This window comes from Desulfuromusa ferrireducens (assembly GCF_055389805.1).
In genome coordinates this window covers 1,974,543-1,994,811 of record NZ_AP042415.1, presented here as the reverse complement: position 1 = coordinate 1,994,811, position 20,269 = coordinate 1,974,543, and the positions used below count along the sequence as shown (strand labels likewise).

Below are 20,269 nucleotides of genomic sequence, written 5' to 3'. Positions count from 1 at the left end.
AGCGGGGGACGGCGCGGATACTACCACAAATAGCTCGACTGACAATGGGTTCAGTCTCGCTCAGCAGTCCGGCAAAAGGAAGGCTCTGCCTGCCGGATTACCAGATCGGTGGGTATCAGCTTTATGACGGATCTAGTGGGAAAATCGGTCTCGGCACGTTGCGATAGGGCAACCGGTCGTAACGGGGGGTGCAAAGTGCGCCGCTGTCACAGACAATTATTTCTCCCGAAATCGGTTCGAATGCAGCCCGGAAGTGCTGCATCGACTTTAGTGCCACGACATCCTTACTTTGCGGATCGATACCAAAGGCTTTGAATTGCTGTAAATCGAGAATTTGCCGGGATATGGTCACCACCAATATTTCAATCCCACCGACCCGGATGACCGCACTGGAGCCGAAACTGCCGTGAAGTCCGTGGACCATGGGACCATCGCCAGTGAAGTGCCCGTCGCTGAGGGAGACAAGTTCGGCTTCTAAAACAAGTGGACCACCACCGAAGTCTGGATCAGTTTTGCCTCCAAGTGTAATCTGAACGGCCTTACCAACAATTGCCGATTGCAGCGCCTGCACCGCCGCGCCATCCACCATGGGGGCAAAACAGGCATTGCTCACACCCGCGTCGAGGAGTGCGCGCAACAGTTCCGTTGAATCGCCATAGCCGCCGGCGCCGGGATTATCTGCATAATCGGCAATAACCAGCGGTCCCTGATCGGGCTGGTAAGTCGCGGCTATAGCTGCCGCCTCGTCAACACCGAGATAATCGTTGAGGACTTCAAAGCGTCGGCTCCAAATATCATCAGCGATGGTTTCGGCGAAAGCAGTGTGCGCCGCAAAATCCCCCTGCCCGGTCACCACGACCGTTGGACCAACCTCCCTGACATCGGCACTGGCAAACCCGGCATTGATGCTCACGGCAAAGACATCCGGCTGCTTCTCATAGGCGCGCGCCGCGGCAATGCGCTCGATCATCGGGCCGATGTCGGTGCGACCACCATTGACTTCTTCGAGCATGGGACGACGCACGAAGGTCGTGTGTGGTTTGATTTCACCGGCCATCGTCCGCTGGAGAATGTCTCCCGCCTGGCGACCGGTGTCACGCATATCGATATGCGGATAAGTTTTGAACGAAACAATAATGTCCGCCAGTTCACACATCCGCCTGCTGACATTCGCATGTGGATCCAGGGTGATGGCAATCGGCATTTCGTTGCCGACCAGGCTGCGGATACGCCGTAGCAATTCGCCTTCACCATCTTCACGAAAATCGAGCCCCATCGCCCCATGTAAGCCAAGCAGAAGCCCGTCATACTGATGCTCATTGATGCTGGAGAGAATCGGACCACAGAGCCAGTCAAACGCCTTGCGTCTTATTTTTCCGCTTGGCCCGGCAGCAGCACTAAGAACATGAGTGACTTGCCAATCATGCACACGGCCGGCGTCAAGGAAACCAGCCAGTTCGGTATTCTCGTCGCCGCGCTCCTTGATGGCTGCTGCGCCCATCAGGGCATAACGAGCCATAAAGGCTTCTTGCCCGGTTTTATGCAGACTGAAAAAATTGGTTTCATGGGAAATTTCAGCAGTCAGTACATTAAAACTCATGGGAAAATCCGTGCCTGCAAGAGAAAAACTAAGAGAAAAGCGAATATGAGAAGTGTAACATGCTGCTCTTTTGAAAAGCTTTGGCCGTTCATCTGAAACCAACAACGTTCATCATATACCATCCAGGAAATTGCGTTCTTTTTCTTTTCCGCTGCGGAGGTAAGAAGCTGACTTCATGCCGCATGTGAGGTGATAAGTCCCCCGAGCAAACGCCATAAAGTTCGATTTTTCAGTTATTTGCCAGAAGTTTATGCTGCAGTGTGTTAAAGTTATCAACGAAACCTGCCTAGTGGGAATTTATTTCCGCAGCATCCAACCTTAGTTGGGACCTCTCGTTGACCATCGACCAATACTGGTCGGAACGATCCCGTCGCCTCCTCTGAGACTCATACTCAAAGGAGTAGCTATGTTTATAGCACCGCCCGTCGTGTCTTTGAACACGTCCGAAACCCCTCTCACGTCTGCCAAGAATAAAATTACGCTGGCCGTCTCATCTCAATCGGCTGAAGACCAGCCTCGTATTGCCACCGCAATTGTCTATTGTGAAGCTAATTTTGGTGATATTGACGGCAAAACAGCCAACGGTCTGATCAGACGCTCAGAGAAGTATAAAATCCTTTCGGTTATCGACAGTAAAAAAGCCGGGCTTGATACCGGCATGGTCCTTGATGGCAAGACGAACGACATTCCTGTCTGTCGCGACCTTGCTGAGGCACTGGCTCAAGCCGGCCCAGTCCCTGATTTTTTCATTTTCGGCATGGCTCCATCGAGTGGCATGCTCTCTAAACACGAGCGCGGTCTGGTGCTTGAGGCGATGAGCCACGGGATGAATATCGTCAACGGTCTGCATGAATTTCTCAACGATGACCCGGTCTTTGCTGCTGCATGCATCGCCTGCAAGGTGGAAATTCTTGATGTTCGCAGACCCCGCGACAAGAAAGATTTGCACTTGTTCAGCGGGCGGATCGCCGAAGTCACCTGCCCGGTCATCGCTGTGCTCGGGACCGACTGCGCAATCGGCAAACGCACCACCGCCAACATCATAACCAGCGCTCTCAATGACTCGGGCATCAAAACGCTGATGATCGGTACCGGCCAGACGGGCTTAATCCAAGGGGCACGCTATGGGGTTGCGCTCGACGCCGTACCCTCTCAATTCTGCGCGGGCGAACTGGAAGCGACGGTCGTCAAAGCGTTCGAAAACGAGAGTCCCGATGTCATCGTTGTCGAAGGTCAAGGCGCGTTGAGTCATCCCGCCTTCTCCTCCACTTCTTTTATCCTCCGCGGCTGTTGCCCCAACGGCGTTGTGCTGCAGCATGCGCCACGGCGCAGTGAGCGCTGCGATTTTGAAAAAATGCCGATGCCGACACCGGCCAGCGAGATCAATCTTATCGAGACCTTCTCCGACACCAAAATTATCGGTCTGACGATCAACCATGAGGGCATGAACGACACCGAGGTAAGCGCAGCCATTACGCAGTATGAGCAGGAACTCGGTATCCCGGCCACCGATGCGCTGACGCGCTCGCCAGAGCGATTGGTCGAAATGGTTCTTGCGGCCTTCCCGGCGTTAAAGGGGAAACAGGCCGCTAACGCATGATGGCCGCCCCGCGGCTGAATATCGACCTCGACAAAATCTACCATAATGCCCACACACTGGTTGATCGATTGGCACAGCGTGGCATCTCGGTCACCGGCGTGACCAAGGCAACCCTTGGCTCCGCTGAGATTGCCGCTACGTTGCTGCGGGCCGGGGTAAAAAGACTGGGAGACTCGCGCATCGAAAATATCGAATCAATGCGTATTGGCCAGCAGTCGGCAGCAATGACACTGATCCGTTCACCGATGCTGAGTCAGGCGGGTCGCGTCGTCAGGTCTGTCGATGTGAGCGTCAACACCGAAATCGAGGTGATCAGAAAACTGTCCCTTGAGGCGCAAAAGGCCGATCGCGTTCACGGGATCGTTCTTATGGTCGAGCTCGGAGACCTCCGTGAAGGCATCATGCCCGATGATCTGATCGACACTGTGCGTGAAACGCTTGATTTGCCGAATCTCCAGTTTAAAGGGGTCGGCACCAATCTCGCGTGCCGAAGCGGAGTCTGTCCTGATGAAAAAAACATGGCCCTGTTATCCGCACTGGCTGACAAGATCGAAAAGACTTTCGACCTGACGGTCGAGATCGTATCGGGCGGAAACTCTGCCAACCTTCAGTGGGCTCTCAGTGGTGCGGAAACGGGACGGATTAATGATCTTCGCTTAGGGGAAGCGATCCTGCTCGGGTGCGAAACCCTCTATCGTCAGCCGATCGCCGGATTGCACACCGACGCAATCACCCTCAGCGCAGAAGTGATCGAAGCCAAAACAAAGCCATCCCAATCATCCGGCACGATCGCGCAAAATGCCTTTGGAGAGACGCCACCCGCTATTGATCGGGGGCAAGTCAGGCAAAGCATCCTCGCAGTCGGGCAACAGGATATCGACCCAGACGGCCTGCAACCACCAGCAGGGATCCAATTGATGGGAGCCAGTAGTGACCATCTAATCCTAGAGACCGAAAGCGATCACCTGTCGGTCGGCGATGAAGTGACCTTCCAACTTAACTACAGCGCACTGGTTCGTGCCATGACCTCTCCCTTCGTGACCAAGGTTGTCCCCCCCGCAGCAATACATCGAGGCACTGCAGGGGCGTAGTTGCGTAAGAACTTTCGAAACGAACTCAATTCAACAACAGGTCAAACGAACATGGCCCGTCCCCTCAAACTGAAGGAGACGGGCCATGCTGCACTGGCAAAAAATCAGGGGTGACTAGAAGACAGAGTGGATCCGATAAAAAGGAGCTAACGGCAGGTGACCAGATTTGCAGTTTGTGACTTCAGGTCAAAAACGACCTTCACCTCCTGATTACGCAATTGCCGGAGAACCTGCTCAACTTTATCTTCCAGCGTGCAACCGACCTCGGCCCAGTCGGCGCCGTCCCGAGTGACAAATTCCTGGATCATCCGCCGCAGCGTATCGGGATCGAGCTGGGCGTACGGCACCTCAAGCCCCTCTTCCGGCGATTCAATTTTATTTTCTTCAGACATAACTCACCTCAATCGCCGGGTTCGCGGGTGGCTAAAAAAGCTGCCAGTTGATTATCCAGAGAACGGATCAGGCTGCGCTTCTCGTCCGGTCGCAGTTTTTTGATCTGGATTTCACGACGGCTGGCGCTGCTGCGATCGTGATCCTGCTCCAGATAGACGATTTGCCGCGGAGAGCGACCACGAAAATACTTGGCCCCGCTTCCGGCAGTATGCTCAGCAAAACGCCGCTCGACGTCGGTGCTGATCCCGGTATAGAGGGAATCGTCCGAGCAGTGGATAATATAGACCTGCCAGTTCATGTGCGCGTCCCGTTGCCTGCTGCTTGTCGTTGGCCTTATGAAGCTGCCGCGCACGGTAACATGCAAAAGGAATGCTGACCACTCCCCTTATCCCCTTGCTTATAAAACCCACCGCCACTAAACTCCCCCAATCGTCAATTCTCACAAAAGATGGATCAAAAACAGCCGATGAGTGACCAACAAAACAAAAACCCGCTACACGGTGTGACCCTTGAGCAGATCATTAACAGCCTGGTCGAATATTATAGCTGGGACGACCTGGGGCAGCGTATCAACATCAAGTGTTTCAATAACGACCCTTCAGTGAAGTCCAGCCTCAAATTTCTGCGCAAGACCCCCTGGGCAAGAAAGCAGGTCGAAAATCTCTACCTGGCGATGAAGACCAGCGACAATAAGTCGACTTGAACGATTCAATCATACCCATGCAAGAGTTGATGCTGTTGACCGATGGCAGCGTAAATACCCAGTCGAAGATCGGCTACGGAGCCTACCTCGCGGTGCTTGACCCGGAACTTTCTGTCGATCAGTTAAAAACGCAGGTCAAAGTGAAGCGTTTTGCGCAGACATCTTCGACAAAACTGGAACTACAGACGTTATTATGGGCTCTTGACGAACTTCAGCCATCAGACTGCAAACTGATTGTCTATACTGATTCGCAAAACATCATCGGTCTTCCGGCAAGACGGCAACGCCTAGAGCAGAATGATTACCGCTCGAAGAAAAATATCCGCCTGAAAAACTACGCACTGTATCAGCAGTTCTATCGACTCAGCGACCAATTAAATTGTAATTTTGTCAAATTAGCAGGCCATCTGCCAGCGGATCAAAAGACCCCGACTGATCATCTTTTCACCCTGGTGGATAGAGCATCGAGGCAGGCATTACGCGAAGACAATCAGGCTGAAAGCTCAACTGAATAGACTCCTTAAAGGGTCAGCCCTTGATATTTGCAAACTATTAAAATAAGAATTTACCGCCCCGTGCGAACACAGAAGGACACTCGATGGCCCTGACCGCCACCATTTTTAAAGTCGATCTGCAGATTTCCGATATGGATCGCAACTATTACGCCGAGCACCAACTGACCCTGGCCCGACATCCCTCGGAGACCGACGAGCGGATGATGGTCCGCCTGCTCGCCTTTGCCCTGCACGCCGATGAGCAGCTGAATTTCACCAAGGGGCTGTGCGACGACGAAGAGCCGGATCTCTGGCAGATGAGTTTGACCGGGGAGATAGAACGGTGGATCGATGTCGGCCTGCCGGATGAACGCCGACTGCGTAAGGCCTGCAATCGTTCTGCTCAGGTTTCTCTCTATACTTATGGTGGTCGCGGCGCCGATCTGTGGTGGCAGCGCACTGCGGACAAGCTGCAACGTTTTAACAACCTCAGCGTTATCGAGCTGCCGGAAACAGCAACCAAAGGTTTGACGAGTCTGGTGCAACGCAGCATGCAGCTACAATGCACGATACAGGATGGCGAGATCTGGCTGAGCAGCGGCGAACAGACCTGCAGTGTCACCCCACTGATCCGTCAATCAGCAGATTCATTACACAACTGAGGCCGATGAAAACAAGCGTCCCAAAGACCCATTGCCCCCTGTGTCAAGCCGAGCAGATCGAGTTATTTTTCGAGGATAAACTGCGCAGCTACCTACGCTGCTCCCTTTGCGCCTTGGTCTTTGTTCCGCAACGCTATTGGCTGAGTATCGAGCAGGAAAAAGCGATCTATGATTTGCATCAGAATGATGTGCAGGATCAGGGTTATCGCCAATTTCTCGCGCGCCTTGCAACCCCCTTACTGGAGCAGCTCGCCCCTGATCAGCGGGGTTTGGACTTCGGTTGCGGTCCTGGGCCGGCTCTGGCGGCAATATTCAAGGAACGGGGTCATCACATGGATCTCTTTGATCCATTCTACTTTAACGATCCTGCGCTGCTAACAAAGCAGTATGACTTTATCTGCGCCACCGAAGTTGTCGAGCACTTGCACACTCCGGACAAAGAATTCACCACCCTTTTTTCGCTGCTAAAACCAGGTGGTTGGTTGGGACTGATGACTAAGCTGGTGATCGATCAACAGGCATTTCGTCAGTGGCACTATATTCGTGACCTGACCCACATCTGCTTTTACAGCCACAGCACCTTTGAATATCTGGCGCAACGCTTCGATACCGAACTCAGCTTTGCGGCAAAGGACGTCATCCTGCTTAGAAAACCCTAGCTACGACGACTGACAGCGAGTCGGCCCAAAAAACCCACCACCTTGCTAGCGCTTTAACTCTTCCGGTTTTTCTTTAACCATCGGTTCGGCCGGCCGAAGGACTTGCCCGACACGAAAACCTCCGCTCAGAACTTCCGCAACCGAGTATTTATCCAGAACCTCGGTCACGCGAATTCGTCCCGCTAAAACTCCCGGTTCGCGGCCCAAAACATCACCCGTTTTCGGATCTATCAGCGGCTCACCTTGCGTATAGACGGCCCAGTCGGAGCCGACCGTGATGTGGCGGTTACCCCCCCCACTGATGATGGCCCGGCGACCGTCTACCTTAACCACAGCGGGACGCCACTCTTCTGTGGCAATGGCTTTGCCTATTTCAATAAGACACTCTTGCATGACTTTTTGGGTTGCTTTGCCCAGCGGGGTGCGAAAGAAAGCCTTGCCCCCGAAGCCGACATTTTTATAGGTCGCATTAAAATCGACCGAACCGGCGCTTGCTGAGCCTTCCATACTTTTACTCGCGACGATTTCGCCACTTTCGACCTCGATGACATAAATGGTGACGGAAACAACCGCGACCTCACCGCTGCCACCAACCCCCAACTTGCTGCCGATAACGCGCAAAGCGCCCCCTCCGACATGGGCAAAATCGGTTACCGCCCCTTTGATCAGATACTGCAGATTTTTAAGCTTGCCCTGCTGCAGTTTTCCCTGTGTACGAAAAGCTGCATTTTGCTGAATATCCAGTTCGGAGAGCACAACATCCAGATCTCTGCGGGTCAAAACCGTATAGCGGTTCGTCTTAACCAGTGCATCAACCAGCAGATCGCGCATCCCGTTGCTCAGTTTCCACTGACGACTGAGCGAAGCCTTATTATCAAATTCCAAAATGGCAACGCGGGGTTTTTCGTATTTATAGCCCTCTGCCTGAAAAGTGCTTAACGGAGCACAAGCAGTCAAAGCGGTCAGAAAGAGCAGGCAAACGCCTGAGAGTAACTTTTTCACAATCAATGCCTTCCACGAAATTACGTCCGCAAGCAAATCCAATTCTCTTTTTACTACGTGTTGATGTTTTTAAAAAGGAATCTTGTACGATTTATTTGTCAATGATTCCACGACACGCCAATGCCCACAACCAAGTTTGTGGCTATTTTCCAGGAAAGCTTTTGGCCCGTAACGTTGTTGCAACGCTACGGGAGAGAACCACTGTATACCGTCAATTTAAGTCACCTCACAGAACGGTCAATCGTGAGATTAAGTGCATCACAACAGACCACACCACCTCCTCAAAGCCACAGATAGAATCTTTTCGTCTACAGAAACCCGCGATTACGGATTTTCGAAAAATGGCATGCATTTCGTTCAAGGATCATAAAAGCATTCTTTTATCAAAAACTTGCGAGGTATACTTGATAAAATCTAGCCGGTCTGGGCCTCATAGCCTTTTCCCAGAATTTGCCATAACAATAGATGCAAAGGTTGATTATATGCATGAGAACAGCTTGAAGTGCCCCAAATGTAATGCCGCCGTCACCATTTACAGAAACCCGTTCCCCACGGTCGATATTATTATTCGTCAGAACGAACGGATTGTGCTCATAGAACGTAAAAACGAACCTTACGGCTGGGCGCTGCCCGGTGGTTTTGTTGACTACGGCGAGAGCCTTGAGCAGGCTGCGCTGCGCGAGGCCAAAGAGGAGACGGCGCTGCAGCTCAACAACTTGTGCCAGTTCAGAGCCTATTCCGACCCCAACCGGGACCCACGCCAGCACAACATTTCCATGGTCTTTACCGCCGAAGGGGAAGGTCTGTTGTGCGGTGGTGATGATGCGGCCCAGGCACAGCTCTTTGCCATCGATCAACTGCCGGTCGAACTCTGCTTCGATCACGCTCAGATTCTTCAGGATTATCGCGACAGCTTAGCTGGCCTCAAGGTCAGTAGTAGGTAATTTTAGTTTCTAATTTACTCCCTTTGATAGTTATTTAGTCCACCGTACCGACAACAGTACGACGACCCCAGATCAGGGCCTGTTGATGGGAGTCAAAATACAGATCAAGTCGGTTATTTCCTTTGATCGCCGATCCCTTGTCTTCTACCCGGCCCCAGCCATAGCCAGGAATATAGATTCGGGTTCGCGGTTTGATGTAACTCCAGTCGGCAGCAATTGTCCCATCCTGAGGAGCCCACATCCAGGGTAGCAGCAATCGATGCGGCAAGGTCCAGGGATGGGTCAGGGTGTCGAGAGATATAAGGCCAGCGTAGGGTTCGTGTGGTTCGGTTCCCAATGCGGTGCGACCGGTATAAACATCATCTTTATTGGGGCCAGCATTAAAATGTCGATTCCAGAAGTCTGGGAAATCCCGAGACCAGGAACAGCATGAAGAACAATTGCAGTAGGCAGTTGTCTCAAACTTTTTTGAATGCGGTGACGCACAGGCGACACAGTGGGAAATTGCCGAAATTTACTATATTCGAGATTGTAAGCCACGTTGGTTTGGTCACCAATTTGCTACTGCGGTAGATCCCATTTGCAGGCACTCGTCTGTTATAATCAAAGCATGGTGATCTTTCTCGAAAGGGTGGTTTGAGCTGTGGATACGACACTAATGACTCCCGGAGCGTACATCTGGTTGGAACCCTTATAAGGGTAGAGACGATCGACTAGCAGAAACATAACTCTCTCTCAGGGAGGGTAAGATGAAACGAAACTTTTCATTACTCATGACAGTCAGCCTGCTGCTAGCATTTTCCTCGGCACAGGGACAGGGTTTTCTTCAACCGGTTTCCACCATCGATCAGCGGGCAGCGAATGAATGTTTTCAGTCTGCGCTGGAATACAACACCTCCGGGATTGCTGCAAACTGGCATAACCCCGACGCCAACATTTCTGGCATGACGATGCCGGTCAAAACCCTGCTAACGACAACTAGGCAGTCATGTCGCGAATTCCATCAGTCCATCATCATTGACAATCGCGAGCAGCAGGTCGATGGAACTGCCTGTCGACAACCTGATGGCAGTTGGTGGATTGTCGACCCGAAAACATTGCAGCCAGTAGTAAAAAAAACCCCGAGGAGAAGAAACTCTATGTAGATGTGCAACCACGACGCTATTACCCGTACAGGTATCCCAATGCTCTGTTCTTCAACTTCGGGTATTCAAAGCATCGTGGTCACAATCATTTTAAACGCCTTCATCGCTGAAACGGGTCTCATTTATGGCATTTTGACAACAGGTGGAGGTGGAAACACCGCCACTAGAGTCACAACAGTTGCGGACTCCCTGCTTGGTGGAACTAATTGATCTGCGGGGGGTGTAATTGACGCCAGATAGTTGTATAATCCAAGTGTAGGATGTTTTAGATTCGCTAACCCCAGCAAGGAGGTTTGCCTATCGAAACTACGCCCGATTCAATGATGAGTACTACACAGCAACCGGCGACCATTGAGCGCCGGAAGATCCCGTGACCAGGGAAACTCGCAGAATAGTTAGAAGGCCCGCGCGGCAAGTGGCGGGCCTTTCACTTTAGGTTTTATCAAAATCTAGATGTTTTGGAACAGGAAAGCCGCCGGAAATGCTCCGACGGCTTTTTCAAATGTAACAACATTCGAGACAGGGGGAAATTGCCTACTCGACCAACTGCGACTCAACAATACTTGTTATACTGAAGAAGCGACTCTCAGAAGCTGACTGCACCATCAAGGGATTAAACATAGGGATGAATTTCGGTGAAGTTTCAGGCCAGTCTGTAGCCCATTCAATCTAAGGCCGCCCAGAGAGAACGACATGGGCAATCCTAAGGGCGGCGTTCGTGGAGTGTTACCTGAGAAGCAGAAGTACTGATATCTCATATTGCACAACGGAGGAACGTTGAATCCTTCAATCAAAAACATAGCCGCTATTTCTTCACTATTGCTCATACTGGTTATATCCACCCATGCCCTTGCTATTGAATTTGATGTGTGGAAAACAGGCATGACTTTATCTGAGATAGTCGAGACAGCAAGAGCTAACAACATTCCCCTAACTCAGACTGGTGTCACCTCCAAAGATAGTGGCTTTAATCAAAGGTTCATCAATGAGCGATTCTGGAAGGCCTCTTCCGTTGGATATTTAACCAAGCTATTAGGAGTTAGCTCAACAGTCAGCATGAAAATTGCTCCTGAGCGACCCAGAATACTCTATGAGATAGAAGTCATGATGACTGGAGCAATGGTCAAAAAACAGTTTTACCCAGCACTGATCAACGTGTTCACCGAGAAATATGGACATCCTAGCAAGATCAAACGTAGCCTGAAGAAAGTATATCAGTGGAATCTCAATGACACCGACCAAATCATGTTGAAACTATTCTCTGCTCCAATCCTTACATACACAGACGTATCTTACAAAAAAGCTGTCGAGACTAAGGGTGGCTACAAGTACCAGGATGATAAAAATGGGAGCATCAAGAAGGACACTGATAAGTTTTAAAGGAGGGAAGCCAGTTGCCTAATCACGTACCCGACGGCAACTCTGGTGCCTTGAATGAAGATGGCCCGCAATCCAAGACACTCGTCCCCGCAGTTTTCAAAACTTTGAACCTGATCGACAACCGACCGTCCCAAAGATCCGATCTGCAAACCAGATCTATTAAAGTCCCCGCCGGACCGAGCTGACCAATTCTCTACCTAGTCGGCATGAAATATGGGAAATAGAAAGCTGGGAGATAGTCTTGCTGTTTGAAGGATACATACTAAAAATCTAAAAAAACTTTGCTCCTGTAAGGGAATTTTCCAATAACAAAGACTTAATATTTGGTCCACTGTGCCTATTGCTTCCGTGATACAGAGACTAATTTCGTAAGCTTCAGATCTTCAAAGAGCTTTGAGATGGCTTAACCCTGCATTTCATGCGAAGAACAACTCAATCCACAAACAGAGTTAAAAACCAACCCAATGACCAACGACGGTATCCCCTTGCGTAACCAATCACCTGCAACGTACACTCCCAGCGATAGAAACCATCAACTGTTTTGCGAGATACCAGCCATGTCATTTTTATCCCTCGAACTTTCCGAGCCAATACTCCGCGCCCTCAAAGAGAACGGTTACCGCAAGCCGACGCCGATCCAGCTCAAGGCGATCCCTGCGGTGCTTTCCGCTCAGGACGTCATGGCCGCCGCACAGACCGGCACCGGTAAAACAGCTAGCTATACTTTGCCATTGCTGCAGCGCTTGGCGACTGGCGACAAGGTCAGAGCAAACCACATCCGTGCCCTGGTACTGGTGCCGACCCGCGAGCTGGCGGTTCAGGTTGAGCAAAGCATTGCCAGCTACGGCAAATATATGCCACTTCAAAGCGCCGTTGTTTACGGCGGAGTTAAGATCAATCCGCAGATGATGAAACTGCGCAGCGGCGTAGATATCCTAGTAGCGACTCCGGGACGGCTGCTCGATCTGGCCGATAAGAACGCTGTCAAATTTGACCAAGTCAAAACCCTGGTCCTCGATGAGGCTGATCGGATGCTCGATATGGGGTTCAGCGAAGAGATCGGGAAAATCCTTGCGTTGCTGCCGAGACAGCGCCAGAACCTGCTTTTTTCGGCGACCTTTTCCGACGAGATTCGCAACCTCGCTGACAAGCTCCTTAAGCGTCCGCTAAAAATAGACATCAGTCCACGTAACTCGGCAGCAAAGAACGTCAAGCAATTTGCCTACGAGGTCGATAAAAATAAGAAATCGGCCCTGCTCAGCCACCTGATCAGTACCAAAGACTGGTCGCAGGTGCTGGTCTTTACCCGCACCAAAAACGGTGCCGACCAACTGGTGCGGCACCTGAAAAGCGAAAACCTCTCTGCCGTGGCAATTCATGGCGACAAAAGCCAAGGCTTGCGCAGTCGCGCGCTGACCGATTTCAAAGCCAACAAGACCAGAGTGTTGGTCGCCACCGACATCGCCGCGCGCGGTCTCGACATCGATGATCTGCCGCACGTCATCAACTTCGACCTGCCCAAAGTGCCAGAAGACTATGTACACCGGATTGGTCGCACTGGGCGCGCCGGCCTACAAGGGGAAGGAATCTCCCTGGTCAGCGCCGATGAGGTCAAACTACTCGCGGCGATTGAATCGCTGATCAAGCAGACCCTGGTCCGCGAAGTGGAGACCGGGTTTGTCCCGAACCACAAGGTCCCATTGACCCGGCAAACCAAGGTCAGGCCGAAAAAACCAAAGAAGTCAAAACAGGGACAAGCGCGGGGGGAAGAACCGAAAACTGCTGATGAGTCAAAACGAACCGGCGTTAAATCACGCCGGGGTGGCAAACTGCAGGACACTGACAAACCGCAAGGAGCACCCGGCGGCAGAAGAAATCAGCGCCAAGAGCGGGACACTAAAAAACGTTCGACTGCAAAGCCGAAATCGGGCGTCCGCTGATAAAAATATTGGGCGAAAAGACTAGGCCTTGGCAAAGAGACATTTGAGATAGCGGCTTTCAGCAAAATCGAGGGGATGATCGAGGGCATGACTGGTCTCTGAAATCTTCCGCAGCGGACGTCCGGCGCGGGCAGCGGCATCACACACGGTCTTGCGGAAATCTTCGGGACTGATCGGGTTCGAGCAGGACGCGAGAACGATATCACCGCCGGGGGCCAGCAGGCTGACGCCTAAACGGGCCAGGCGAGCATAGGCGTTTAGCGCCTCTTTGACTTGGGAACGGCGTACCGCAAAAGCCGGTGGGTCGATGATCACCAGATCGTATTTCTTACCCTGCTTGACCAATTCCGCCAGCGCCTTAAAGGCATCATCCTCAATGGTCAGATGCGTCGCGGCAGCGATAGCGGGGACATCGGCATTGAGGGCGAAATTACGTTGTGACGATTGCAGAGCGGGGCCACTCTGATCGAGGCTGGTGACTTCTGTTGCGCCACCGCGGGCCGCCGCGAGGGAAAATCCGCCATTATAAGAGAAGGCGTTGAGGACCCGACGCCCCTTGGCCAGTCGCTCGACCCGGGCCCGGTTGTCGCGCTGATCAAGGAAGAAGCCGGTCTTCTGCCCGCGCACCGGATCAACCTCGAAACGCAGTCCGTTTTCGAGACAGGTGAGGGTTTCGCTAATCGGCGGGCCATAAATAATCTGCCCGTCGCTCAGGCCGCGCAGAAACTCCGGATGCTGCTTCATTCCACGGCTGATACGCAGCACAATCCGCACCAGCGGTTGCTGCTCCAACAGGCAGGTCAGACAATCGAAGAGGTGCGGCAGCCAGGCCAGGGTATAGAGTTTGACCACCGCCGTGTCGGCATAGCGATCAATCACCATCCCCGGCAGTCCGTCGCTCTCGCCATGAATCATCCGATAGCCATCGGTGTTTGTTTTAAGCAGCGGCAGGCGGCGCGCCAGCGCAGTGGCAATCCGTTCGGCAAAAAAGGCGCGATCGATGGGCCCAGGCTTACTGGCACGTAAGGCACGCAGCCGGATCGGCAAAAAAGGATCGTAGAGACCGATGGCGACAAAGCGTCTTTTCGCATCAAAGACGACCGCCAGATCGCCCGGCTGTCCCCGGTGACTCTCGGCTTTTATTTTTTCTGCATAAAGCCAAGGATGACCCCGATGAAGGCTTGCCATGCCACTATTTGTCACTTGCAGTTTTACGGGTTTTGCAGCACAGCGTGGGTATTCGGCCAACAGGGGATGTAGCTTGTCACTCATTGCAGAAATCCTAACCTCGGGATGCTTCGGCTCCGCAAGCGACGGTCCTTAGCCGGGAAACGAAAAAACCGACTTTAGCAGATGTCGGCACGAAGATGGAGCTCCTTTTGAACTATTTTAGCGCTGTTGTCCAGCGCGAGGTCTTCTTCGCGCTTGTCTGTCGACAAACTATCTTCTATAGTCCCGCGACAAACGCACATAAACGCAAACGGGAGAAAGACTTATGCAACTCGACCTGGACAAGCTGGAGCACCTGATTAACAAACGCACTGATCGCATTGAAGAGATTGTCGCCGGAAGCGGCTACCTGCCGAGAACAGTGATCGGGGTCGGCACCTTTTTACTCGACAACGATGGCGATATCGACCTGCTGACGTCCAAACAACAGGTCACCTTTGAAAAATTTATCAAGCCGCTGCTGGATTAACCCAGCCCGCTATAGCCCATCAGAAAGTTCCCGCCGCTTGGGCGAAAAGCGGATCGCCATAATACGCACGAACATCAGCGTCAAAACCAGCGCAATAACAATCAGCATGCGGGTGGTTTCAATTTCCCGGTACCAGAAGGCCAGCACTTCGGTCAGCACGGCAACCAGCACGGTATCGATAATATAAGTCACCTTGACCCGCCCTTCGACCAGATAGGCCATGGCGGTACGAAACACCTCGACCACCGCCAGTACCGTCAGCACGTCGATCAAAATGACTTTGAGACTGTGGTGCAGACTTTCCTCGTGCAGGATCAGCGCAAAGCAGTGGTACAGATCAATAAAAGTTCGCGCGACCCCGGCGCAGATAGTCCCTAACAAAGCCAGCAACAACAGGCTCAATAGGGCCTTGTTCGAATGTTCAAAAAACTGGCTGGGAAAATCCTTCAACACAATCCGTCTTTCCATTGTTTTTTGCTCCCCTTTATTTCAATTTACGCGGATTGTCCCGTTTGATTGTTTGTGTTTGATGTCACTCTGGTTATGTTTTGCTGAGCCTCCGCCGTAAAAACCAGGTTTTCCGCCAGCCCCGAGGTCGAAGAACTCTACCCACAGGCGATTGGCCAGTTGTTGTCCGACAACCGCGTGCCGGAAGCTGCCGAGGCCTTTCTCGAAATTCACTAGCTTTAGATGAAGGGGATCGAAGCCAATGCGCTCTACCGCTTGGCGACCTGATTGCGCAAAAACTTCCCTTTCACTAATCATCAAAGCAGTGGTAAATTGAACGCATGAACCGAGGAAATAACCCTGGGTCAGTACCCTGTAACTGATGCGAAGCGGCTCACCATCACGTTCGAAAACAGAAGCAACCGACCTGAGCAGGAACGCAGAGTCGGGGAGAAAGGTTTTTTTGTGCGAACAAGATTCTATTATTTGATCATTATGCTCTTACTGCTGACGACAACTCCGGCGCTGGCAGGCAACTATACCTATATCGAAACAGAGCAGTTACGCGACAACTTGACCGCCCAAAAGCAACTGATCATTCTGGATATCCAATTTCTCGGCGCCTACAAAGCTGGTCATTTCGCAGATGCCATCGCCACCTACGCTTATCCGCTGAAAACGACCGAAAACCGTGCGGCAATTGATGCCGTTCTTCCGGAACTTAAAAAAGTCGCGACACCGATAGTTATTGTCAGCCATCGTGGCGGCGGCGGAGCCATGCGGGCCTTTGACTACCTGAAAGAACGGGGCATTGACATAAACAGGCTTTCACTTCTCCGTAAAGGTATGCAAGCCTGGCCTTATAAGGAATTTGTCGAAGTCCCTGAAGATTAATACTTAATTGATATTTTTCTGCAGCTCAGGATATCCATGGCAACATCTACTGGCAGCGGCAATTTACCTTTGCACCGGTAAATCACTCTGCCCATTAAGGGAGATGCTTCGGTATGGAATTTAGTCAGCTTTATCAATTGGGCCTCGACTTTTACCATCACTATCCCCTGTTCTGTTATATTGCTGCCGGACTACTTGCCTTGTTCGCCCTCTGGAAACCGTTCAAGGTACTAAAAAGCGTATTTTGGCTGACGATACTCGTCATCATCATCTATTTAATTTTTCAACTTATCGGTTCGATGGACGCAGGCATAAAAATGAAAGACAAAGCCATCCACCGCACCGAAAAAGCACTCGAATAGCCATACTCATGAATAACCTGCAGATCTCCAATCGAATCACGATTCAACTGGCCGAAATCGAATTGACAGCGATCCGCTCACAGGGCGCTGGCGGACAAAATGTCAACAAGGTCGCCACCGGCATCCATCTCCGCTTTGACATCCGCAATTCCTCCCTTCCGCAGCAAATAAAGGATCGCCTGTTGCAGCTCCGCGATCACCGGATCAGCAAAGATGGCATTCTGGTTATCAAATCACAGCAAACCCGCAGCCAGGAGCAAAACCGGCTCAATGCTTTGGCCTCGCTGCAAGAATTAATAAAAAAGGCGTTGATCGTCCCGAAGTCGCGTAAAAAAACCAAACCGAGTCGCGGCGCAAAAGTAAGACGTCTGCAACAAAAAACCAATCGCGGCCAGATCAAATCGATGCGTCAAAAAGTCACCGAATAAATTGCTCTTCCTTCAATCAACGTCCTTATTTCAGTCTGAATCGGTACCCCATAGCGCCATCTCAATCACCCCTATGAATGCTTAATTGCAGCAGATTGTGACGCAATTCGGCCACCCATAATTATTAAAAACCGCCATCCCTAAAAGGAATGGCGGTTTCAAAAATTACTCCGTGTTGATATTTTTAAAAAAGGAATGTATCCATTGTGCAGTGGTTCAATAAATCTGGACACCAATTAAGGTGGTATAGTCGCCACCCAACGAGAGGTGTTCAATGAATCAAAAAAACAGAATATCATTCACGAAAGAGTTCAAACACGAAGTTGCGATTCTAGAACTAAAAACCAACCCGTCTATTATCCGTTCCCCCAAACCAAACTGCGTGCAATCCAGCCAACCCTTTTGCTCTCATGCTCTACCTTCAACCAATCATCTTTTTGCTCCAACACCTTAAAGGCAACCCCGCGATTAGCACGAAAAAGCAACTCATTCCCCTTTCCCGGGCCATTGCGAACATTGCCACTACGGACCTTAATCACCACGGTTCGCCCAGCTTCGATGGCGGTCTTTTCAACCCAACCATCACGCCCCATAAAATCGGATACCCGGTAATACTCTCCATCCTCCTCAACGACGGTCAATGGATAATTCCGAGGGACAACCAAAACTACCTGAGCTAGGTATGGATTTGAAGAATCACGGATTTCTGCAGAATGATTTTTAACTGATAAAACATCCGCAGAGACATAAGTTACACCGCTCAATACCAGTAAAATAGCAATGACTAACTTCATAACGCCCCCTTTCAGTGGCAAACATTGTTCAATAGTTCCAGATCGACCCTATTTACTGACCTCTTTCATTTCTGATTTTTCCGTATTCTGATAAGCGATCAGTTGCCTTAAATAATCCAGATTTTTTCCAGCTTTCACATAGTAACTGGGACTCAATTCCAACGCTTTAACAAATGCAGCTTCGGCCTGTTTCCAACGATTTTGTACCAGATGAATATAGCCGGCATTATTTAGCGCACCAGCCTGACCTATACTGCTCGCAAAGAAAGCCAAACCTCGCGCTTCATCTCCATTCAAAATATACGCAGCCGCAAGATTATTCTTGATCAAGCGATCTTCAGGTTTCAACCTTACGCCTACCGAAAAGACGTCTATCGCCCGGGCATATTCAGCCTGAATCAGATAATGAAATCCCAGATTATTAAAGGCAGATGGGTTCAACGCCTGTAACTCTGTCACCTGAAGGTACAATTCTTCGGCCTTTGCACTCTGCTGCAGAGTGTCGTAACAGATGGCCATTTCAGTTAGAATATCAGGATTATCTGCTGCCAGATGCTGAGCTTGTTGCAAATACCTATCAGCGGTAACGCAATCACCTGTTAGCCGATAAGTCTTGCCCAAGCCAAACAGGGCCAGCTGATTCTCCGGGTCGTATTTAAGAGCCTGCGAAAAAGCCGTTTGCGCCTTGGCTAACTGGTTTTTCTTCAGAAACAGTCCACCCAGAAGTTGATATGCCTCTACATTATCTGGTGCCAGCATTAAAGCTTTGAGCAGGTGCAGTTGGGCCAAGGGCAAGTTATTCTGTTCCAGATAAGCCGCCCCCTTGACCAGCAGAGTCTCCACAGGCATTTCTTCCAGCCTGTCGGTAACCTTCTCTTCCGACAGAGCCTCATGAGCGACTGGGGCAAATGCTATCGCTGTCGGTTGCACTGCACAGCCGCCAAGATAAACAGTCCAACTCGCTAGCAGAAGCAAACAAACAGGTAATGGCAAATTCCTCATAATATGCGTCCCTCCTTAACCGAATATTTCATTCTCAACCACCCTGGCCCAACACCGGCAACAGCACCTTAAAGATCTTCAGTCCGGCAGGTCCCAATAGAACCACCATGGTTGCCGGGAAAATAAACAGGATCAATGGCAGGGTCAGCTTGATCGCAGTTTTTGCGGCCTTCTCTTCGGCGACCTGGCGCCGCTTGACACGCATGGCATCAGAATGCACCCGGAGGGCCCTGGCCATACTGGTGCCAAAACGCGTGGTTTGTACCAGCATCGTCATCAGGTTTTGTACTTCGGGAACCCCGGTGCGCAGGCTCATATTCTTCAAGCTTTCGCTGCGCGGACGTCCCGCCCGGATCTCACGATTCACGGTATGAAATTCATCGCTTAAATCTTTATTCAAAGAACGCAGCTCATCAGCAACACGCTTGAATGTCATATCGAGACCCAAGCCGGATTCAACACAAATCACCATCAAGTCCAGAGCATCTGGCAGCGCCCTGAGTATCCCCTGCTGGCGCTTTTTAATGATGGTACTCAAAACCACCGCCGGGATAAAGTAACCAACAATTGTCAGACCCAGACAAATCAGAAGAATTTGCGGAGTCAGATTATAAAACATACCGCGCAGCAGGAATAATCCCGGCAGCAGACAAGCCAAAACCAGCTTGAGGGCAAAATAGATGCGATAGCTCTTCTGCGAACGGAACCCACCTTGCGTCAAGCGAATCCGCGCCTGCTGGCGGCCTGCGGCGTTACTTGGCGATAGGATGCCATGCAGCGGCGTTGCTACCTTGGCAACCAGACCCCGATCCTCACCCTCGAGCAGCTTGGTTTTCTTCACCTTAATCGCTGGAGTCTCTTGGGTAAGTAACTTACCCAGCCGTTGGGAGGTCGGGTTACGGCGGAGGATAACCAACGACAGAACACCGACAGACAGAACCACAGAAGAGAATACTGTCAACCGAATCAATAGCAGGTCACCGCTGACAACCATTTGATTAACGAAACTCATGATACTTGCCATAGTTCA

The 20,269-nt window shown here is 51.2% G+C and carries 24 protein-coding genes; 14 read left to right on the top strand and 10 right to left on the bottom strand.

Going from position 1 to position 20,269, the window contains the following annotated elements; all coding sequences use genetic code 11:
- Positions 1 to 121: 121 nt before the first annotated feature.
- Positions 122 to 1,600 carry a M81 family metallopeptidase gene (locus tag ACZ5PT_RS09105; RefSeq protein WP_464266506.1) on the bottom strand — a complete coding sequence of 493 codons (1,479 nt, stop codon included), beginning with the start codon at positions 1,598 to 1,600 and terminating at the stop codon, positions 122 to 124.
- Between the two features lie 406 nt (positions 1,601 to 2,006).
- Between ACZ5PT_RS09105 and ACZ5PT_RS09100 the strand changes: the two genes are divergently transcribed.
- Positions 2,007 to 3,200, top strand: coding sequence for a DUF1611 domain-containing protein (locus tag ACZ5PT_RS09100; protein ID WP_464266505.1), 1,194 nt, complete (start codon positions 2,007 to 2,009; stop codon positions 3,198 to 3,200).
- Entirely contained in the window at positions 3,200 to 4,291 is a 1,092-nt protein-coding gene (locus ACZ5PT_RS09095) for an alanine/ornithine racemase family PLP-dependent enzyme (RefSeq protein WP_464266720.1), read from the top strand. The genes ACZ5PT_RS09100 and ACZ5PT_RS09095 overlap by 1 nt, the downstream gene beginning before the upstream one ends.
- A gap of 146 nt (positions 4,292 to 4,437) precedes the next feature.
- On the opposite strand, the gene ACZ5PT_RS09090 is transcribed toward ACZ5PT_RS09095, so the two are convergent.
- The gene (locus ACZ5PT_RS09090) at positions 4,438 to 4,683 is read right to left on the bottom strand and encodes a YheU family protein (RefSeq protein ID WP_464266504.1); all 246 of its coding nucleotides are present in this window, start codon (positions 4,681 to 4,683) and stop codon (positions 4,438 to 4,440) included.
- Between the two features lie 8 nt (positions 4,684 to 4,691).
- Entirely contained in the window at positions 4,692 to 4,982 is a 291-nt protein-coding gene (locus tag ACZ5PT_RS09085) for a GIY-YIG nuclease family protein (RefSeq protein ID WP_464266503.1), read from the bottom strand.
- A gap of 168 nt (positions 4,983 to 5,150) precedes the next feature.
- On the opposite strand from ACZ5PT_RS09085, the gene ACZ5PT_RS09080 reads away from it, so the two are divergent.
- From ACZ5PT_RS09080 to ACZ5PT_RS09065, 4 genes are all read left to right on the top strand, one after another.
- Positions 5,151 to 5,387 carry a VF530 family protein gene (locus ACZ5PT_RS09080; protein WP_464266502.1) on the top strand — a complete coding sequence of 79 codons (237 nt, stop codon included), beginning with the start codon at positions 5,151 to 5,153 and terminating at the stop codon, positions 5,385 to 5,387.
- Between the two features lie 17 nt (positions 5,388 to 5,404).
- Positions 5,405 to 5,902: an RNase H family protein gene (locus ACZ5PT_RS09075; protein ID WP_464266719.1), complete on the top strand. Its 498-nt coding sequence runs from the start codon at positions 5,405 to 5,407 to the stop codon at positions 5,900 to 5,902.
- Positions 5,903 to 5,985: 83 nt separating this feature from the next.
- Complete coding sequence (locus ACZ5PT_RS09070) at positions 5,986 to 6,543, top strand: YaeQ family protein (RefSeq protein ID WP_464266501.1); 558 nt, start codon at positions 5,986 to 5,988, stop codon at positions 6,541 to 6,543.
- A 5-nt stretch (positions 6,544 to 6,548) separates the two neighbouring features.
- The gene (locus ACZ5PT_RS09065) at positions 6,549 to 7,202 is read left to right on the top strand and encodes a class I SAM-dependent methyltransferase (RefSeq protein WP_464266500.1); all 654 of its coding nucleotides are present in this window, start codon (positions 6,549 to 6,551) and stop codon (positions 7,200 to 7,202) included.
- A gap of 45 nt (positions 7,203 to 7,247) precedes the next feature.
- Here ACZ5PT_RS09065 and ACZ5PT_RS09060 read toward each other — a convergent pair whose 3' ends face one another.
- Entirely contained in the window at positions 7,248 to 8,204 is a 957-nt protein-coding gene (locus ACZ5PT_RS09060) for a CsgG/HfaB family protein (protein ID WP_464266499.1), read from the bottom strand.
- Positions 8,205 to 8,686: 482 nt separating this feature from the next.
- On the opposite strand from ACZ5PT_RS09060, the gene ACZ5PT_RS09055 reads away from it, so the two are divergent.
- On the top strand, positions 8,687 to 9,148 hold the full coding sequence (locus ACZ5PT_RS09055; protein WP_464266498.1) for an NUDIX domain-containing protein: 462 nt from the start codon (positions 8,687 to 8,689) through the stop codon (positions 9,146 to 9,148).
- A gap of 34 nt (positions 9,149 to 9,182) precedes the next feature.
- On the opposite strand, the gene ACZ5PT_RS09050 is transcribed toward ACZ5PT_RS09055, so the two are convergent.
- Positions 9,183 to 9,485 (bottom strand): 3D domain-containing protein, encoded by a 303-nt coding sequence (locus ACZ5PT_RS09050; RefSeq protein ID WP_464266497.1) that lies wholly within the window; start codon positions 9,483 to 9,485, stop codon positions 9,183 to 9,185.
- 412 nt (positions 9,486 to 9,897) lie between these two features.
- Here ACZ5PT_RS09050 and ACZ5PT_RS09045 point away from each other — a divergent pair, with 412 nt between their 5' ends.
- The 3 genes from ACZ5PT_RS09045 (at position 9,898) to ACZ5PT_RS09035 (ending at position 13,613) form a co-directional block, all read left to right on the top strand.
- Positions 9,898 to 10,293 (top strand): RT0821/Lpp0805 family surface protein, encoded by a 396-nt coding sequence (locus tag ACZ5PT_RS09045; protein WP_464266496.1) that lies wholly within the window; start codon positions 9,898 to 9,900, stop codon positions 10,291 to 10,293.
- A 777-nt stretch (positions 10,294 to 11,070) separates the two neighbouring features.
- Positions 11,071 to 11,673: a hypothetical protein gene (locus tag ACZ5PT_RS09040; protein ID WP_464266495.1), complete on the top strand. Its 603-nt coding sequence runs from the start codon at positions 11,071 to 11,073 to the stop codon at positions 11,671 to 11,673.
- Positions 11,674 to 12,230: 557 nt separating this feature from the next.
- Positions 12,231 to 13,613, top strand: a complete 1,383-nt coding sequence (locus ACZ5PT_RS09035) for a DEAD/DEAH box helicase (RefSeq protein WP_464266494.1) — start codon at positions 12,231 to 12,233, stop codon at positions 13,611 to 13,613.
- A gap of 21 nt (positions 13,614 to 13,634) precedes the next feature.
- Here ACZ5PT_RS09035 and ACZ5PT_RS09030 read toward each other — a convergent pair whose 3' ends face one another.
- Complete coding sequence (locus ACZ5PT_RS09030) at positions 13,635 to 14,885, bottom strand: class I SAM-dependent methyltransferase (protein WP_464266493.1); 1,251 nt, start codon at positions 14,883 to 14,885, stop codon at positions 13,635 to 13,637.
- 223 nt (positions 14,886 to 15,108) lie between these two features.
- On the opposite strand from ACZ5PT_RS09030, the gene ACZ5PT_RS09025 reads away from it, so the two are divergent.
- Positions 15,109 to 15,312 carry a hypothetical protein gene (locus ACZ5PT_RS09025; RefSeq protein WP_464266492.1) on the top strand — a complete coding sequence of 68 codons (204 nt, stop codon included), beginning with the start codon at positions 15,109 to 15,111 and terminating at the stop codon, positions 15,310 to 15,312.
- A gap of 9 nt (positions 15,313 to 15,321) precedes the next feature.
- Here ACZ5PT_RS09025 and ACZ5PT_RS09020 read toward each other — a convergent pair whose 3' ends face one another.
- Positions 15,322 to 15,780 carry a phosphate-starvation-inducible PsiE family protein gene (locus tag ACZ5PT_RS09020; RefSeq protein ID WP_464266491.1) on the bottom strand — a complete coding sequence of 153 codons (459 nt, stop codon included), beginning with the start codon at positions 15,778 to 15,780 and terminating at the stop codon, positions 15,322 to 15,324.
- Positions 15,781 to 16,224: 444 nt separating this feature from the next.
- Between ACZ5PT_RS09020 and ACZ5PT_RS09015 the strand changes: the two genes are divergently transcribed.
- From ACZ5PT_RS09015 to arfB, 3 genes are all read left to right on the top strand, one after another.
- Positions 16,225 to 16,653: a rhodanese-like domain-containing protein gene (locus ACZ5PT_RS09015; RefSeq protein WP_464266490.1), complete on the top strand. Its 429-nt coding sequence runs from the start codon at positions 16,225 to 16,227 to the stop codon at positions 16,651 to 16,653.
- 113 nt (positions 16,654 to 16,766) lie between these two features.
- Positions 16,767 to 17,015: a hypothetical protein gene (locus ACZ5PT_RS09010; RefSeq protein WP_464266489.1), complete on the top strand. Its 249-nt coding sequence runs from the start codon at positions 16,767 to 16,769 to the stop codon at positions 17,013 to 17,015.
- Positions 17,016 to 17,023: 8 nt separating this feature from the next.
- Positions 17,024 to 17,443 (top strand): alternative ribosome rescue aminoacyl-tRNA hydrolase ArfB, encoded by a 420-nt coding sequence (gene arfB / locus ACZ5PT_RS09005; protein ID WP_464266488.1) that lies wholly within the window; start codon positions 17,024 to 17,026, stop codon positions 17,441 to 17,443.
- Positions 17,444 to 17,799: 356 nt separating this feature from the next.
- On the opposite strand, the gene ACZ5PT_RS09000 is transcribed toward arfB, so the two are convergent.
- The 3 genes from ACZ5PT_RS09000 to ACZ5PT_RS08990 are packed head-to-tail and all read right to left on the bottom strand — an operon-like array spanning position 17,800 to position 20,263.
- Positions 17,800 to 18,237: an SH3 domain-containing protein gene (locus ACZ5PT_RS09000; RefSeq protein ID WP_464266487.1), complete on the bottom strand. Its 438-nt coding sequence runs from the start codon at positions 18,235 to 18,237 to the stop codon at positions 17,800 to 17,802.
- A gap of 48 nt (positions 18,238 to 18,285) precedes the next feature.
- The gene (locus tag ACZ5PT_RS08995) at positions 18,286 to 19,239 is read right to left on the bottom strand and encodes a tetratricopeptide repeat protein (protein WP_464266486.1); all 954 of its coding nucleotides are present in this window, start codon (positions 19,237 to 19,239) and stop codon (positions 18,286 to 18,288) included.
- A 34-nt stretch (positions 19,240 to 19,273) separates the two neighbouring features.
- Positions 19,274 to 20,263, bottom strand: coding sequence for a type II secretion system F family protein (locus ACZ5PT_RS08990; protein WP_464266485.1), 990 nt, complete (start codon positions 20,261 to 20,263; stop codon positions 19,274 to 19,276).
- Positions 20,264 to 20,269: the final 6 nt, after the last annotated feature.

What these genes read in the sequence shown, in the direction of transcription:
- ACZ5PT_RS09035 (WP_464266494.1), top strand. Translation starts at nt 12,231, where the DNA reads ATGTCATTTTTATCCCTCGAACTTTCCGAGCCAATACTCCGCGCCCTC.
- ACZ5PT_RS09085 (WP_464266503.1), bottom strand. Translation starts at nt 4,982, where the DNA reads ATGAACTGGCAGGTCTATATTATCCACTGCTCGGACGATTCCCTCTAT.
- ACZ5PT_RS09010 (WP_464266489.1), top strand. Translation starts at nt 16,767, where the DNA reads ATGGAATTTAGTCAGCTTTATCAATTGGGCCTCGACTTTTACCATCAC.
- ACZ5PT_RS09100 (WP_464266505.1), top strand. Translation starts at nt 2,007, where the DNA reads ATGTTTATAGCACCGCCCGTCGTGTCTTTGAACACGTCCGAAACCCCT.
- ACZ5PT_RS09055 (WP_464266498.1), top strand. Translation starts at nt 8,687, where the DNA reads ATGCATGAGAACAGCTTGAAGTGCCCCAAATGTAATGCCGCCGTCACC.
- ACZ5PT_RS08995 (WP_464266486.1), bottom strand. Translation starts at nt 19,239, where the DNA reads ATGAGGAATTTGCCATTACCTGTTTGTTTGCTTCTGCTAGCGAGTTGG.
- ACZ5PT_RS09105 (WP_464266506.1), bottom strand. Translation starts at nt 1,600, where the DNA reads ATGAGTTTTAATGTACTGACTGCTGAAATTTCCCATGAAACCAATTTT.
- ACZ5PT_RS09095 (WP_464266720.1), top strand. Translation starts at nt 3,200, where the DNA reads ATGGCCGCCCCGCGGCTGAATATCGACCTCGACAAAATCTACCATAAT.
- ACZ5PT_RS09000 (WP_464266487.1), bottom strand. Translation starts at nt 18,237, where the DNA reads ATGAAGTTAGTCATTGCTATTTTACTGGTATTGAGCGGTGTAACTTAT.
- ACZ5PT_RS09065 (WP_464266500.1), top strand. Translation starts at nt 6,549, where the DNA reads ATGAAAACAAGCGTCCCAAAGACCCATTGCCCCCTGTGTCAAGCCGAG.
- ACZ5PT_RS08990 (WP_464266485.1), bottom strand. Translation starts at nt 20,263, where the DNA reads ATGGCAAGTATCATGAGTTTCGTTAATCAAATGGTTGTCAGCGGTGAC.
- ACZ5PT_RS09030 (WP_464266493.1), bottom strand. Translation starts at nt 14,885, where the DNA reads ATGAGTGACAAGCTACATCCCCTGTTGGCCGAATACCCACGCTGTGCT.
- ACZ5PT_RS09045 (WP_464266496.1), top strand. Translation starts at nt 9,898, where the DNA reads ATGAAACGAAACTTTTCATTACTCATGACAGTCAGCCTGCTGCTAGCA.
- arfB (WP_464266488.1), top strand. Translation starts at nt 17,024, where the DNA reads ATGAATAACCTGCAGATCTCCAATCGAATCACGATTCAACTGGCCGAA.
- ACZ5PT_RS09075 (WP_464266719.1), top strand. Translation starts at nt 5,405, where the DNA reads ATGCAAGAGTTGATGCTGTTGACCGATGGCAGCGTAAATACCCAGTCG.
- ACZ5PT_RS09025 (WP_464266492.1), top strand. Translation starts at nt 15,109, where the DNA reads ATGCAACTCGACCTGGACAAGCTGGAGCACCTGATTAACAAACGCACT.
- ACZ5PT_RS09090 (WP_464266504.1), bottom strand. Translation starts at nt 4,683, where the DNA reads ATGTCTGAAGAAAATAAAATTGAATCGCCGGAAGAGGGGCTTGAGGTG.
- ACZ5PT_RS09080 (WP_464266502.1), top strand. Translation starts at nt 5,151, where the DNA reads ATGAGTGACCAACAAAACAAAAACCCGCTACACGGTGTGACCCTTGAG.
- ACZ5PT_RS09070 (WP_464266501.1), top strand. Translation starts at nt 5,986, where the DNA reads ATGGCCCTGACCGCCACCATTTTTAAAGTCGATCTGCAGATTTCCGAT.
- ACZ5PT_RS09020 (WP_464266491.1), bottom strand. Translation starts at nt 15,780, where the DNA reads ATGGAAAGACGGATTGTGTTGAAGGATTTTCCCAGCCAGTTTTTTGAA.